Raw genomic sequence first — 14,299 nt, forward strand, 5'->3', positions numbered from 1 at the left:
CGGTGTCCGGCGTGAACGTCCTGGACATCCTGCTGCTGATCGCGGCCGTGTGGTTCGCGATCGTCGGTTACCGGCAAGGCTTCCTCGTCGGCATCCTGTCCGTGATCGGCTTCCTCGGGGGCGGCCTGATCGCGGTCTATGTGCTGCCGGTGATCTGGAACGGGGTCACCGACGACGCCAAACCGGGCACCTTCGCGGTGATCGCCGCGGTCGCCATCGTGATCGTCTGCGCCTCGGTCGGCCAGGCCCTCACCACCCACCTCGGCAACAAACTCCGCCGCCACCTCACCTGGACCCCGGCCCGGGCGCTGGACGCCACCGGCGGGGCGCTGGTGAACGTCCTGGCGATGCTGCTGGTCGCCTGGCTGATCGGCTTCGCCCTGGCGGGCACGACGTCCATGCCGACGTTCAGCAAGGAGGTCCGCAACTCCAAGGTGCTGCTGGGCGTGTCCGAGGTCATGCCCGAGCAGGCCACCACGTGGTTCAGGGACTTCTTCGCCATCCTGGCGCAGAACGGCTTCCCGCAGGTCTTCACACCGTTCTCCAACGAACCGATCCACCCGGTCCGGCCACCGGACCCGGGCCTGGCCAACGGGCCCGTGGCCGCCGACGCCCGGCGCAGCATCGTCAAGATCGTCGGTCGGGCGCCCAGCTGCGGCAAGATCCTCGAAGGCACCGGCTTCGTCTTCGCCCCGCACCGGGTGATGACCAACGCCCACGTCGTCGGCGGCGTCAGCGACCCCACGGTCCAGGTCGGCGGCGAGGGCCTCCAGGTCAGCGCCAAGGTCGTGCTCTACGACTGGGAGCGCGACATCGCCGTCCTGGACGTCCCGCAGCTGCGCGCCCCGGCGCTGAAGTTCGCCGACAAGGACGCCACCAGCGGCAAGAGCGCCATCGTCGCCGGCTTCCCGGAGAACGGCGGCTACGACGTCCGCCCGGCCCGGGTCCGCGGCCGCATCCAGGCCGACGGCGCGGACATCTACCACCGCGGCAGCGTCGACCGCGATGTCTACTCGCTCTACGCGACGGTCCGGGAGGGCAATTCGGGCGGCCCGCTGCTCACGCCCCGGGGCGACGTCTACGGCGTGGTCTTCGCCAAGTCGCGGGACGACGCGCACACCGGCTACGCGCTGACGGCCGACGAGGTCCGCAGGGACGCCGTCCAGGGCCGGAACGCGACCCGGCCGGTCGACACCCAGGGCTGCGCGATCTGAGGCCGGGCGCGGGGCCGGGCACCGATCCGCTGCGGTCGGGGCGCGGCCCGCGGCCGCCGGGGCGCGCGGGCTCAGCCCCGGGAATGGCGCAGCCGCGCGCTCATCCAGCGCGCTCTGCGGCGCAGGATGCGCGGGATCCCCATCGGGTGCGCCGCGTCGGGGGACCCGCCGGATCCGAGATCCGGGGCGGCCCCGTCCTGCGTCCCCACGGCAGCGGCACTGCTGCGGCGGTTGCGTGCCACGTCACGGTAGTCGTGCGTCCAGCCCATACCCACGTCTCTGCCCGTGGCCAGAGGTCCGTAACCGCCTCCGGGACGGCCAATTGGCCTATGCGCGAGGCACTTGGCTGTTCGTCAGACGAGCGTTCGTATCACCGTGCGGCTCCGGGGCCGCCACGTCGGCGAACCGGGTGCGGACGGCGCCGCGGGGGCCGTCAGCGGTCCGGTTCGGGGTCCTTCAGCCAGTTGACCAGCTCGGTGGAGAAGGCGGCCGGGTCCTCCTCGTGCGGCCAGTGCCCCAGGCCGTCGAAGAGCCGCCAGCGGTAGGGCGCCTCGACGTACTCGCCGGAGCCGGCCGCGCTGCGGATGCCGGTCACCGGGTCGAGGGAGCCGTGCAGGTGCAGCGTGGGGACCCGGACCGGCAGCTTCATCCGGCGGTTGAACTGGATGCCGTCCGGGCGGGCCAGCGAGCGCACCATCCAGCGGTACGGCTCGATCGAGCAGTGCGCCGTCGACGGGATCGCCATCGCGCGCCGGTAGACCTCGACGGCCTCGTCCTCGGGGGGCCGGGGGCCGGACCAGTCGCGGATCAGCCGGCCGACCAGCTCCGCGTCGTCCGCGGTCAGCCGGCGCTCGGGGATCCAGGGCCGCTGGAAGCCCCAGATGTGCGAGCCGCGCCGGACGTCGGAGAGCATCGCCGCCCGCCAGCGCCGCGGGTGCGGCATCGAGGCCACCACCAGGCGGCGGACCAGCTTGGGCCGCATCACCGCGGCCGTCCACGCGAGGTAGCCGCCCAGGTCGTGGCCGACCAGCGCGGCGTCCGGCTCGCCCAGGGAGCGGATGACGCCGGTGATGTCCAGGGCGAGATTCGCCGGGTCGTAGCCCCGCGGGGTGCGGTCGCTGCCGCCGACGCCCCGCAGGTCCATGGCGACCGCGCGGAACCCCGCCTCGGCCAGTACGGGAAGCTGGTGGCGCCACGTCCACCAGAACTGCGGGAAGCCGTGCAGCAGCAACACCAGGGGCCCGTCGCCCATCTCGGCGATGTGGAAGCGCGCACCGTTGGCCGCGACGTCCCGGTGGGTCACCTCTGCGCCGCCGGGGACGCCGAGCCGTACGACCGAGGCGGTGCTGTCAGGGGCTGTCATACCGATGAGCGTGTCACAGACTCCAGGGCCGGGTGCTGCGGCTGCACCGGCCGCGGGTGCGGCTTGGCGTTCTGCAGCACGGCCGCGGTCTCCTTGGCGGAGGCGATCGACTTCTCCGGCTTCTTGATCTTCTTGACCTTGGCCATCGCGACCAGGACGAACAGCGCGGCGATGACCAGGAAGGCGCCGCCCACGATCAGGAACGACCAGGCCAGGCCCAGGCCGAGGTTGTGGATGCCGTAGGCCGCCGCGAAACTCAGCACCGGCAGCGCGAACAGCGCCAGGGCGCCCGCCACGACGAACGCGGCGCTGCCGACGCCCGCCCGCTTGGCGTCCTGCCGGAGTTCCGCCTTGGCCAGTGCGATCTCGTCGTGCACCAGCGCGGACATCTCGGCGGTCGCCGTGGCCACCAGCTGCCCGAGGCTGCGGTCCGCACCGTCGTCGGCTGCGCTCATCGCCGTCTCCCTCTTCTCATCGCCTGGATGCAAAGCCTCTCAGATCATGCCGGACCATCGTCTCCGGAGCGGGCGTCGGCGGCCATTTCGGCAAGCCGGCGGTGCTCGGCGGCCTTCGCCTCGTGGATCGCGGCCATCCGCAGGTGGTACGCCGGCTGGCCCAGTTCGTAGACGTCGGGGATGCCGTCCTGGTCCTCGTCCCGATCCTCCTCCTCGCACAGCCGCCGGTACTTGTTGTTGCGGATCTTCAGCAGGACGCCCGCGAAGACCGCCGCGAGCAGCGAGCCGATCAGCACCGACGCCTTGATCTCGCCGGTCAGCGCAGGATCGCCGCCGAAGGCCAGCTCGCCGATCAGCAGCGAGACGGTGAAGCCGATGCCGGCCAGGGAGGCCAGGCCGAAGACGTCCGGCCACTTCAGGTCGGGGTTGAGCTCGGCGCGGGTGAAACGGGCGGTGCACCAGGTGCCGCCGAAGATGCCCAGGGCCTTGCCCACGATCAGGCCGAGGACCACGCCGAGGGTCTCCGGCCGGGTGAAGACGTCGTGGACCGCGCCGCCGGAGAGGGACACCCCCGCGGACAGCAGCGCGAACAGCGGCACCGCCAGCCCCGCCGACAGCGGGCGCACCAGGTGCTCGATGCGCTCACCGGGCGACTGCTCCTCACCGTCGCGGCGGTGGCAGCGCAGCATCAGGCCCATGGCCACCCCGGCGATGGTGGCGTGCACCCCGCTGTTCTCCATCAGGGCCCAGATCACCACGCCCAGCGGTACGTACACGTACCAGCCGCGGACGCCCTTGCGGAGCAGGAGGTAGAAGAGCGCCAGGCCGGCGACGGCGAGGCCGAGGGCGAGGAAGTTCAGCCGGGAGGTGAAGAAGATCGCGATGATCAGGATCGCGAAGAGGTCGTCGACGACGGCGAGGGTGAGCAGGAACGCGCGGAGCGCCGACGGCAGGGAGGTGCCGATCACCGCGAGGACGGCGAGCGCGAAGGCGATGTCGGTGGCGGTGGGGACCGCCCAGCCCTGGAGGGAGCCGCCGCCGGCGGTGTTGACCAGGAAGTAGACGAGGGCCGGGGTGGCCATGCCGCAGAGCGCGGCGACCACCGGGAGCGCGGCGGCCTTGGGATCGCGCAGCTCGCCGGCGACCAGTTCGCGCTTGAGCTCGATACCGGCGACGAAGAAGAAGACCGCGAGCAGGCCGTTGGCGGCCCAGTGCTGGAGCGAGAGGTCGAGGCCCAGCGAGGCCGGGCCGAGGTGGAAGCCGCGTATCGCCTCGTAGCTGCCGCCGAGGGTGTTGGCCCAGATCAGCGCGGCGACGGCGGCGACGAGGAGGAGGACCCCGCCGACGGTCTCGGTGCGCAGTGCGTCGGCGATGTAGTTCCGCTCGGGGAGCGGCATCCGGCCGAGGAATATGGAACGGCGGTTGCTGGGCGCAGTCACGCGATGACCTCCGGCAGCTGTGTACGGCTGTAGCAGTTGCCGACCAGACTTCCCGGCGCACCCAGATTTCTTAGCGCCTCGTTGACGCTCTCATTACCTTACCTGGCGGGTGCAAGGGGTTAAGGCGTGCGGATAACTTTACGGGCATTTCGGGCGGTGGGCCGCCGGGCTGCCGCCGGGCCGACCGGGGCGCCGGGCCCCGGTGGAGGCGGTCCGGTACGGGAACGCCGCAGGGGCACCGGTGCTGCTGGCCCGGTGCCCCTGCGGCGTACGGCGGCGGTGCGCCGGCCGCCGGTGGTCTCCGGCAGCCGGCCGCGGCGGCCTCAGTCCTCGCTGGGTGCGCTCGGCAGCTTGGACTGGATCAGCTCCATCACGGAGGAGTCGGTGAGCGTGGTGACATCGCCCAGGGCGCGGTTCTCGGCGACGTCGCGCAGCAGCCGGCGCATGATCTTGCCGGAGCGGGTCTTCGGCAGCTCCGCGACCGGCAGGATCCGCTTGGGCTTGGCGATCGGACCCAGCTGGTGGGCGACGTGCGCGCGCAGCTCCTCGACGAGCCCCTCCTCCTCGGCCGCGCCGCCGCGCAGGATGACGAAGGCGCAGATGGCCTGCGTGGTCTGCGGGTCGGTGGCGCCGACCACCGCGGCCTCGGCGACCTTGGGGTGCGAGACCAGCGCGGACTCCACCTCGGTGGTGGAGATGTTGTGGCCGGAGACCAGCATCACGTCGTCCACCCGGCCCAGCAGCCAGACGTCGCCGTCCTCGTCCTTCTTGGCGCCGTCCCCGGCGAAGTAGAGGCCCTCGAAGCGGGACCAGTAGGTGTCCAGGTAGCGCTGGTCGTCGCCCCAGATGGTGCGCAGCATCGACGGCCAGGGCTCGGTCAGGACGAGGTAGCCGCCACCGCCGTCGGGTACCTCGTTGGCGTCGTCGTCCACGACCGTGGCCGCGATACCGGGCAGCGGGCGCTGCGCGGAGCCGGGCTTGGCCTCCGTCACGCCGGGCAGCGGGCTGAGCATCACCGCACCGGTCTCGGTCTGCCACCAGGTGTCGACGACCGGCGTCCGGTCCGCCCCGATGTGCTTGCGGTACCAGATCCACGCCTCGGGGTTGATCGGCTCGCCCACCGACCCCAGCAGGCGCAGCGACGACAGGTCGAACTTCGCCGGGATGTCGTCGCCCCACTTCATGCAGGCGCGGATCGCGGTGGGCGCGGTGTAGAGGATCGTCACGCCGTACTTCTGGACGATCTCCCACCAGCGGCCCTGGTGCGGGGTGTCCGGGGTGCCCTCGTAGAGCACCTCGGTCGCGCCGTTGGAGAGCGGGCCGTAGGTGATGTACGAGTGGCCGGTGACCCAGCCGACGTCGGCGGTGCACCAGTAGACGTCGGTCTCCGGCTTGAGGTCGAAGACGGCGTGGTGGGTGTACGAGACCTGGGTGAGGTAGCCGCCGGTGGTGTGCAGGATGCCCTTGGGCTTACCCGTCGTGCCGGAGGTGTAGAGGATGAACAGCGGGTGCTCGGCGTCGAACGCCTCGGGGGTGTGCTGCTCGCTCTGCCGCCCCACGAGGTCGTGCCACCACACGTCCCGGCCCTCGGTCCAGCCGACGTCCTGGGCGGTGCGGCGGACGACCAGCACGCTGCGGACGCGCTCCGTGCCCGGCTTGGTCAGCGCCTCGTCGACGGCCGGCTTGAGGGCGGACGGCTTGCCGCGGCGGTAGCCGCCGTCGGCGGTGATCACGACGCGGGCGTCGGCGTCGTCGATGCGGGTGGCCAGGGCGTCCGCGGAGAAGCCGCCGAAGACCACCGAGTGCGGTGCGCCCAGACGGGCGCAGGCCAGCATGGCGATGACCGTCTCCGGGATCATCGGCATGTAGATGGCGACCCGGTCGCCGGTCCGGACACCCAGCTCGATCAGGGCGTTGGCGGCCTGGGAGACCTCGCGCTGGAGCTCGGCGTAGGTGATCGCGCGGCTGTCGCCGGGCTCGCCCTCGAAGTGGATCGCGACCCGGTCGCCCAGGCCGTTCTCCACATGGCGGTCGACGCAGTTGTAGGCGACGTTGAGCTGCCCGTCGGCGAACCACTTGGCGAACGGCGGGTTCGACCAGTCGAGGATCTCGGTGGGCTCGGTCTCCCAGGTCAGGCGCTTGGCCTGCTCGGCCCAGAAGCCCAGCCGGTCCGCCGCGGCCTCTTCGTACGCGGCGGCCGTGACGTTGGCGTTCGCGGCCAGCTCGGCGGGCGGTGCGAACCGCCGCTCCTCCTTCAGGAGGTTGGCCAGGCTTTCGTTGCTCACGACTTCTCCCATTCCCAGGGCGTGCAGTGTGTCCCGGGCCATAGCTCATCAGCCCGCGACCGACCCTGACAAGGGCTGTGGAAAACTATTGGTGTAGACCTGTGGGATTCCCTGCCGTACCGCGGCCGTTCGGGTGGCGTTGCAGGTCAGACCACATCCGCCGGGACGGCCGCGCCGACCGCCCGGAACCGCCCGGTGGACTCGTCCAGCAGATACCCCTGGGCCTCGGCGACGTGGAAGTACATGCCGTGCAGGGTGAGCGTCCCCTCGGCCGTCCGGCGGGCGACGCAGGGGTGGGCCCGCAGGTGGTCGAGCTGCTGCCGGACGTTGACCAGCGCCAGCCGCTCCTGGTCGTCGGCCACCGGCCGCCCGGCCAGCGCCACTTCGCCCCGGCCCAGGCGCCCGATCCGCCCCATCCGGGCCAGGCTCGGGCGGCCGTGCCGCAGCCAGCGGGCGAGCGGCGTCGCCTCACCGGACGGCGGCGGGGAGCCGGCCGCCTCCAGCAGCGCCGCCATGGCACCGCAGCCGGAGTGGCCGCAGACCGTGATCGAAGCGACCCGCAGCACCTCGACCGCGTACTCCACCGCGGCGGCCACGGAGTCGCAGGAGGCGTCGGAGCCGGGCGGCGGCATCAGATTGCCGACATTGCGCACGGTGAACAGGTCGCCCGGCCCGCTGGACGTGATCATGCTCGTCACCAGCCGGGAATCGGCGCAGGTCAGGAAGAGCTGGGTGGGCCGCTGGCCCTCCCGCGCCAGCCGGGCCAGCTCCTCGCGCACCAGGGGCGCGGTGTGGCGCTGGAACGCGCTGACCCCGCCGAGCAGTTGCCCGCCACCCCCGTGCTCCGCCGCGGGACCGGCCGCCGGCCGGGTGCAGTGGTGGTTGCGCCACGGCGTCCAGGGCCGGCAGGTGTGCGTACCGGCCGGTTCGGCGGGCGGCCGGCCCGAGCGGCCCCCGAGCTCGGCGGTGCCGCCGTTCGCCCGGTGGGCGGCCGCCCAGGATCGGAGCGCCTCATAGGCGGCGTGGTCCATGAACGACCCGTACAGCTCGACGACCGCGTCGGCGCCCGGTGGCACCTGGGCCAGCGCCCGGGTCAGCCGGGGCACCGCCAGGAACGTCAACTGCCCGCTGACCCGCACCCGGTGGCGGCCGTCCTCGGCCATGACGGCGACACGGGTGTGGGTCAGCCGCCGCAACGCCAGGAAGATCCCGACCGCGATGCCGGCCAGCACGCCCTGGAGCACCCCGAGGAGCACCACCGCGCCCAACGTGGCCGCGTAGACCGGGAATTCGCGGTGGCGCTGGGCGTGCCGCAGATGCGCGAAGCTGACCATCCGGACGCCGACGACCATCACCAGGGCGGCCAGCGCGGCCAGCGGGATCAGCCGCAGCGCCCCGGCCAGCAGGCCCGCGCACAGCAGCACCCAGACGCCGTGCAGCACGGTGGCCCGGCGGGTGACCGCACCGGCCCGCACCCCGGCCGAGCCGCGCATCGCACCCCCGGAGACCGGCAGCCCGCCGACCAGGCCGCAGACGACGTTGGCCAGGCCCTGGGCGGCCAGTTCGCGGTTGAGGCGCGGCCGCTCGGGGGGCGGCCCGGGCCGCTCGGCGGCCAGCCGGTCCACGGCCACCGCGGACAGCAGCGACTCCATGCTGGCGACGAGGGTGACCGTCAGCACCGCCGCGGCCAGCGCCGTGAACGACGCGTGGGGCAGTACGGGCGGCTCCGGCAGCCGCCAGGACGGCAGCTCGACACGCGGCACCGCCGTACCGGCGCCGACCGCCGTCGCGGACAGCACCGCGGCCAGCGGTGCCGGCAGCAGCCGGGCCCGGCGGCCGGCGCGCCCCGGCAGCCGCGGCCAGCCGGCCAGCACCGCCACCGTGACGGCCCCGATCAGCAGCGCGGTGGTGTGCGGGCGCGCCAACTGGCCGGGCAGTGCGGCCAGGTCGTCGAGGACCGAGCTGCCGGCGCTGCCGCCGAGCACCACGTGGAGCTGTCCGACGGCGATGGTGACGCCGATCCCGGCGAGCATGCCGTGCACGATCGCGGGGCTGACCGCGAGCGCCGCGCGGGCCACCCGCAGCGCCCCGAGCGCGAGCTGGGCCAGTCCGGCCAGGACCGTGATCGCGCAGGTGGCGCGCCAGCCGTAGCGCTGGACGAGATCGCCGGTGACCACCAGCAGGCCGGTGGCGGCGCCGGTCACCTGGAGCGGGGCGCCACCCAGCAGCCCGGCGACGATCCCGCCGACGGCGGCCGCGACCAGTCCGGCCTGGAGCGGCGCCCCGGTGGCCAGGGCGAGGCCCAGCGACAGCGGGACGGCCAGCAGGAAGACCACGGCGGAGGCGGCGAGGTCCCCGCGCCAGGCCGCGCCCGGCCGGACGCCGAGGGGCCCCGAAGGGGCGGGAGCGGTGGGCTCGGGAGCCGGCTCGGCCGGCGGCTGCGGCGTTTTCTGGAGCTGCGTCATTCCCGTCTCCTCCGGGGCGGCGCGGTCGGCGGGGCCGGCCGCGGGGCGGCGGTGTACTGCGGCGGGAGCGAGCCGGGCCGGCGGATGTCGCGAAGGGTGACCGGCCGATGACTCTCAAGCATCGGTAAACGAATCGTAATGACACGTAAAGCCCCTGAGAAGGCATTTTGGGCATACGGCGCAGTCATTCCATCTATCGAGTGAATAAGACGACTTTTGCCGTGCCTCTTTGGTGACCCGTCAATGGATAAATGCGTTTCGGCAGGCTTGTCCTGCTTGGCCCAAATGGTGCGCTTTGCACCAGGAATGAGGTGGCTGATGGCGGTCATATCGAAGACGACGGTGCGCATCGCGGCGGCGGTGGCGCTGGCGGCGATAGCCGGCTGTTCCGCGGCCACCCAGGAATCCCCGCCGCGGAACCCCGGCAAGGGGCGCGCACAGCCCCAGGCGCCGGCCACCCGCACCGTCCACCTCATAGGCGACGGCTCCACCGCGTACACCGGGGCCCAGCCCCACCAGCCCGTACCCGCGCGCCTGAAGCCCGGCGGGAAGCCACCGCAGTTCGTGGTCTTCTCCTGGGACGGCGCCGGCGAGGACGGCCAGAAGCTGTTCTCGCACTTCCGCGCCGTCGGCAAGAAGTACCGCGCGACGATGACGTACTTCCTCAGCGGCGTCTACCTCCTCCCCAGTGACAAGGCGGAGCTCTACGAGCCGCCCGGGCACGAGCCCGGCTCCTCGGCGATCGGCTTCAACGACGTCCGGGGGATCAAGGACACCGTGGCCCAGATGCGCGGCGCCTGGGAGGACGGCAACGAGATAGGCACCCACTTCAACGGCCACTTCTGTGGCCGCGACGGGGTGGGCAGCTGGACGCCGGAGGACTGGCGCAGCGAGATAGCGCAGGCCGTCTCCTTCGTCCGGAACTGGAAGACCAACGCCGGCCTCAGGAACGAACCGCCGCTGCCGTTCGACTACGGCAGGGAGCTGGTCGGCGGCCGGGCGCCCTGCTTGGAGGGCCAGCGCAATCTGCTCCCCGCCGCCCGGGAGATGGGCTTCCGCTACGACGCCAGCTCGGCGGGCGGCCTCCAGGTCTGGCCGCGGAAGACCGGCGGCCTGTGGGACTTCCCGCTCCAGGAGATACCGTTCCCCGGCCGGGACTTCGAGACCCTCTCGATGGACTACAACTTCCTGGCCAACCAGTCCGGTTCCACCCACGGCGACCGCGCCATGCACGCCACCTGGGGCCGGCAGATGCGCGACGGCATCCTGGACGCCTTCGACCGCGCGTACCACGGCAACCGCGCACCGCTGTTCGTCGGCGACCACTTCGAGTCCTGGAACGGCGGCACGTACATGCGGGCCGTCGAGGAAGCGATCAAGGACATCTGCCCCCGTGAGGGCGTGCGGTGCGTCAGCTTCAAGCAGCTGAGCGACTGGCTGGACGCCCAGGACCCGGAGGTGCTGGCCAGGCTTCAGGAACTGCCGGTCGGCCGGGCACCGGAGGACGGGTGGGCGGCGTACCTCTCGGGCACCCCGGAGGCGTCCGGTCCGGCGCCGGCCGCGCGGATCATGCCGGTTGCGGGGTAGCCGCCCCTTCGAAGAGCACGAAGGCGGGGTCGACCTGGGCCGCCAGGTCGGCGCCCGTCTTCGCGTTCCCCCAGCTCTCGGCGTTCTTCAGGTGGAAGTGGACCATCTGGCGGGTGTAGCGCTCCCAGTCGCGCCGCCCGTAGGCGGCGTCGGCGGTGTCGTGCAGCGTCGCGAGGGCCCGGCGGTCGGCCTCCTCCAGGAGGGCGAAGGGGGTCGCGCGCCCCTTCTCCCTGGCGCGCACCCACTCCGATTGCCCCACGCACACCAGCAGGTCCTCGCCCACCTCGGCGCGCAGGAACGCCAGGTCGTCGGCGCCCTGGACCTTGTTGCCCACCACCTTCAACGGGACGCCGAAGTCCCGCGCGTACTGCTTGTACTGGCGGTAGACGGCGACGCCCTTGCGGGTCGGCTCGGCGACCAGGAAGGTCATGTCGAAGCGGGTGAACATCCCGGAGGCGAACGAGTCGGAGCCCGCGGTCATGTCGACGACCACGTACTCCTCCCGGCCGTCCACCAGGTGGTTCAGGCACAGCTCGACCGCGCCGACCTTGGAGTGGTAGCAGGCCACGCCCAGGTCGGACTCGGTGAACGGGCCGGTGGCCATCAGGCGCACCGCCCCGTCGTCGAGGGCCACCTGCCGGGCGCAGGCGTCGTAGACCGGGTTGTCCTCGCAGATCCGCAGCAGCCGCGAGCCCTCGCCGGGCGGGGTCGTCTTGATCATCGTCTCGGCGGACGGGATGCGGGGGTTCTCGCCACGCAAGTAGTCCTTGATCAACGGGAGATGGGCACCCATCGCGGGCAGCGCGGCGGCCTCCGCCTCGTCCATGCCGAGCGCGACGCCCAGGTGCTGGTTGATGTCGGCGTCCACCGCGATGACGGGGACCCGGGCCGCGGCGAGGTGCCGGATGAACAGGGAGGACAGCGTGGTCTTGCCACTGCCGCCCTTGCCCACGAAAGCGATCTTCATATTCAGCAAGCGTAGGTGTGGCGAACCTCTCGGCAGGGGGTTTGCGTGAAGAAGACCACTCCTTCGAGGGGTCCGGCCCGGTGGTGCGTAGGGTCGTCCCCATGGCTGGAATCTCCCGGGGGACGCCCCCCGAACCACCCCAGGCGAGCAACGACCCGCTCGCGGCCCTGGCGTCGCTCCCGGGGGTCGCCGACTCCGTGGACCGTGTCCGCAAGGCCGTCGACCGGGTCTACGGGCACCGCATCATGCGGCGCCGCGGCACCGAGGTCACCTCGGAGGCGGCGCTGCGCGGGGCGCGCGCCTCGGCGGCGCTCTCCGGGGCCGACTGGGCGCTCGAAGAGATCCGGCGGCGCAGCGACTTCGGGGCCGGTGGCGAGCCGCGCACGGTCGGCGCGGCGCTGCGGCTGACCGCCGAGGCGGGCCAACTCCTCAGCGTGTGGCGGCAGTCGCCGCTCCAGGTGCTGGCCCGGCTGCACCTGGTCGCGGCCGGCGGCGGCGCGGACGACGAGGCCGTGGGCCGCCCCCGGCTGGGCACCGAGCCGGTGGACGAGCCGTTGATCGACCTGCCGCTGCCGGACGCCGACGAGGTCGCCGGGCGGCTGGACGGGCTGGCCCGGCTCCTCCTGGCGGGCACCGCGGCACCGGCCCTGGTGACCGCCGCGGTGGTGCACGGCGAACTCCTCGCGCTGCGGCCGTTCGGCTCGTGCAACGGGCTGGTCGCGCGGGCGGCGGAACGGATCGTGCTGGTCGGCAGCGGCCTGGACCCCAAGTCGATCTGCCCGGCCGAGGTCGGCCACGCGGAACAGGGGAGCGCGGCCTACGCGGCGGCCCTGGGGGCGTATGTGTCGGGCACTCCGGACGGCGTGGCGGAGTGGATCGCGCACTGCGGGCGCGCGGTGGAGCTGGGGGTGCGGGAGAGCACGGCGGTCTGCGAGGCGCTCCAGCGCGGGGCGGCCTGACGGCGCCCGGCCGGGCCCGGACACGGGGTGCGGCGGTACCAACCCTGCGGTACCGCCGCTGGCATGTCTGCCGGGTTACCAGGCGTGCTCGAATTGTCGCCCATCAGGTCGGATTCGTTGTCCGCTTACCTGGTGCGGCTGGCCCGTAATCGACGGGTCGGCGTCGCGTGGGTGCCCGGCATTCATGCATCGGTCCGTGGGCCGTGATGCGTTAAAGGCGTTCCTCTCGGATGTCCTTGGTCTCGCGGGCCGTTAAGTCCTTTGTACTACTCCTGGAGGGTGAGCGGTAGCCCGGCCCGCAGATCTTTACGTTTGGCCGCAAATGCGGGCATTACGGCAAGGCGTTTCTTTCCCGTATTGCGGCGGCTGGCGTACCAGACCAGCGTGGCGGTGGCGGCGGCCGCGCCGACCGCCGCCATGGCGGTGAGCACCGGGCGCGAGGGCATGGCCAGGGTGGGCAGCCGCTTCTTCAGCGGGACCGGCCGGCTGAAGGTGCGCACCGGCCAGCCGCGGGCGACCGCCTCGCGGCGCAGCGCCCGGTCCGGATTGACCGCGCAGGGGTGGCCGACGGCCTCCAGCATCGGCACGTCGGTGATCGAGTCGCTGTACGCGTAGCAGCGCCTCAGGTCGTATCCCTCGGAGGCGGCCAGTTCCCGGACGGCTTCCGCCTTCGTGGGGCCGTACGCGTAATACTCCACCTCCCCGGTGAAGCGGCCGTCCTCGCCGACGACCATTCTGGTAGCCACGACCCGGTCGGCGCCCAGGAGTTCGCCGATCGGTTCGACGACCTCGGCGCCGGAGGTCGAGACGATCACGACATCCCGGCCGGCCGCGTGGTGTTCCTCGATGAGCGAGGCGGCCTCGTCATAAATGATCGGGTCGATGAGATCGTGCAGTGTTTCGGCGACGATCTCGCGGACCTGGGCCACATCCCAGCCGCGGCACAGCGAGGAGAGATATTCGCGCATCCGCTCCATCTGGTCGTGATCGGCGCCGCCCGCGAGGAACACGAACTGGGCGTACGCGGTCCGCAGTACGGCCCGCCGATTGATCAGGCCGCCTTGGTAGAAGGGCTTGCTGAAGGTCAGCGTGCTCGACTTTGCAATGACGGTCTTGTCCAAGTCGAAGAACGCGGCAGTACGGGGCGTCGAGTGAGGCACGGAGTGGTTTTCCACGGGGGCGAGCATAGGCGCCCACCATTCGGCGTAAGGTGTGGCGCGTGGGTTTGCCTGAGAAGGCTCTCGGGTACACCATGGAAGTCACGGATCGTTCGCGACCGTGCTAACCCGGTCCGGCTCCTCCCCCCCCGAGTCGGCCGTGGAGACGACCCCCGCTCTCCCCCCCGGCGGGGGTCGTCGCATGTCCGGACGCGTTTTCCGTCCCCAGCCCATGATCCGGCGCCGTTCCGTGCCGCGCAGGCGGGCCGCTCTGTCATGCATATGCCATCACTGAGGGTAGTCGTCGGACTGCTCTGCGGAGGCTTCACAGGAGTCTCAGGAGTTGGTCCCCGTCGCTGGAATAGGTGACGGGGATATTCACAGGCGCGGAGTTGTCCACAGATTTGG

At 72.2% G+C, this 14,299-nt stretch carries 11 protein-coding genes; 3 read left to right on the plus strand and 8 right to left on the minus strand.

Annotation, left to right across the window (positions count from 1 at the left end):
• The first annotated feature begins 11 nt into the window (after positions 1 to 11).
• Positions 12 to 1,214, plus strand: a complete 1,203-nt coding sequence (locus MUU72_RS13745; RefSeq protein WP_248013502.1) for a MarP family serine protease — start codon at positions 12 to 14, stop codon at positions 1,212 to 1,214.
• 71 nt (positions 1,215 to 1,285) lie between these two features.
• Here MUU72_RS13745 and MUU72_RS13750 read toward each other — a convergent pair whose 3' ends face one another.
• From MUU72_RS13750 to MUU72_RS13775, 6 genes are all read right to left on the minus strand, one after another.
• Complete coding sequence (locus tag MUU72_RS13750; RefSeq protein WP_248013503.1) at positions 1,286 to 1,483, minus strand: hypothetical protein; 198 nt, start codon at positions 1,481 to 1,483, stop codon at positions 1,286 to 1,288.
• A gap of 164 nt (positions 1,484 to 1,647) precedes the next feature.
• Entirely contained in the window at positions 1,648 to 2,577 is a 930-nt protein-coding gene (locus MUU72_RS13755) for an alpha/beta fold hydrolase (RefSeq protein ID WP_248013504.1), read from the minus strand.
• Positions 2,574 to 3,032 (minus strand): phage holin family protein, encoded by a 459-nt coding sequence (locus MUU72_RS13760; protein WP_248013505.1) that lies wholly within the window; start codon positions 3,030 to 3,032, stop codon positions 2,574 to 2,576. Before MUU72_RS13760 ends, MUU72_RS13755 begins: the two co-directional genes overlap by 4 nt.
• A 44-nt stretch (positions 3,033 to 3,076) precedes the next feature.
• The gene (nhaA, locus tag MUU72_RS13765; RefSeq protein ID WP_372503100.1) at positions 3,077 to 4,471 is read right to left on the minus strand and encodes a Na+/H+ antiporter NhaA; all 1,395 of its coding nucleotides are present in this window, start codon (positions 4,469 to 4,471) and stop codon (positions 3,077 to 3,079) included.
• 323 nt (positions 4,472 to 4,794) lie between these two features.
• The gene (acs, locus tag MUU72_RS13770; RefSeq protein ID WP_248013506.1) at positions 4,795 to 6,756 is read right to left on the minus strand and encodes an acetate--CoA ligase; all 1,962 of its coding nucleotides are present in this window, start codon (positions 6,754 to 6,756) and stop codon (positions 4,795 to 4,797) included.
• A 146-nt stretch (positions 6,757 to 6,902) separates the two neighbouring features.
• Complete coding sequence (locus tag MUU72_RS13775) at positions 6,903 to 9,221, minus strand: bifunctional SulP family inorganic anion transporter/carbonic anhydrase (protein ID WP_248013507.1); 2,319 nt, start codon at positions 9,219 to 9,221, stop codon at positions 6,903 to 6,905.
• Positions 9,222 to 9,539: 318 nt separating this feature from the next.
• Here MUU72_RS13775 and MUU72_RS13780 point away from each other — a divergent pair, with 318 nt between their 5' ends.
• Positions 9,540 to 10,808 carry a hypothetical protein gene (locus MUU72_RS13780; RefSeq protein ID WP_248013508.1) on the plus strand — a complete coding sequence of 423 codons (1,269 nt, stop codon included), beginning with the start codon at positions 9,540 to 9,542 and terminating at the stop codon, positions 10,806 to 10,808.
• Here MUU72_RS13780 and MUU72_RS13785 read toward each other — a convergent pair.
• Positions 10,789 to 11,775, minus strand: coding sequence for an ATP-binding protein (locus tag MUU72_RS13785; RefSeq protein WP_248013509.1), 987 nt, complete (start codon positions 11,773 to 11,775; stop codon positions 10,789 to 10,791). The genes MUU72_RS13780 and MUU72_RS13785 overlap by 20 nt on opposite strands.
• Before the next feature lie 101 nt (positions 11,776 to 11,876).
• On the opposite strand from MUU72_RS13785, the gene MUU72_RS13790 reads away from it, so the two are divergent.
• Positions 11,877 to 12,734, plus strand: a complete 858-nt coding sequence (locus MUU72_RS13790; protein WP_248013510.1) for a Fic family protein — start codon at positions 11,877 to 11,879, stop codon at positions 12,732 to 12,734.
• A 266-nt stretch (positions 12,735 to 13,000) separates the two neighbouring features.
• Here the strand turns inward: MUU72_RS13790 and MUU72_RS13795 are convergent, their stop codons facing one another.
• On the minus strand, positions 13,001 to 13,921 hold the full coding sequence (locus tag MUU72_RS13795) for an HAD family hydrolase (RefSeq protein ID WP_248013511.1): 921 nt from the start codon (positions 13,919 to 13,921) through the stop codon (positions 13,001 to 13,003).
• Between the last annotated feature and the right edge of the window lie 378 nt (positions 13,922 to 14,299).

Source organism: Streptomyces rhizoryzae, assembly GCF_023155275.1.
Classification (GTDB): Bacteria; Actinomycetota; Actinomycetes; order Streptomycetales; family Streptomycetaceae; genus Streptomyces; species Streptomyces rhizoryzae.

Coding starts and splice junctions, on each gene's coding strand:
- MUU72_RS13795 (WP_248013511.1), bottom strand. CDS start 13,921: ATGCTCGCCCCCGTGGAAAACCACTCCGTGCCTCACTCGACGCCCCGT.
- MUU72_RS13780 (WP_248013508.1), top strand. CDS start 9,540: ATGGCGGTCATATCGAAGACGACGGTGCGCATCGCGGCGGCGGTGGCG.
- MUU72_RS13785 (WP_248013509.1), bottom strand. CDS start 11,775: ATGAAGATCGCTTTCGTGGGCAAGGGCGGCAGTGGCAAGACCACGCTG.
- MUU72_RS13775 (WP_248013507.1), bottom strand. CDS start 9,221: ATGACGCAGCTCCAGAAAACGCCGCAGCCGCCGGCCGAGCCGGCTCCC.
- MUU72_RS13755 (WP_248013504.1), bottom strand. CDS start 2,577: ATGACAGCCCCTGACAGCACCGCCTCGGTCGTACGGCTCGGCGTCCCC.
- MUU72_RS13790 (WP_248013510.1), top strand. CDS start 11,877: ATGGCTGGAATCTCCCGGGGGACGCCCCCCGAACCACCCCAGGCGAGC.
- MUU72_RS13750 (WP_248013503.1), bottom strand. CDS start 1,483: ATGGGCTGGACGCACGACTACCGTGACGTGGCACGCAACCGCCGCAGC.
- MUU72_RS13760 (WP_248013505.1), bottom strand. CDS start 3,032: ATGAGCGCAGCCGACGACGGTGCGGACCGCAGCCTCGGGCAGCTGGTG.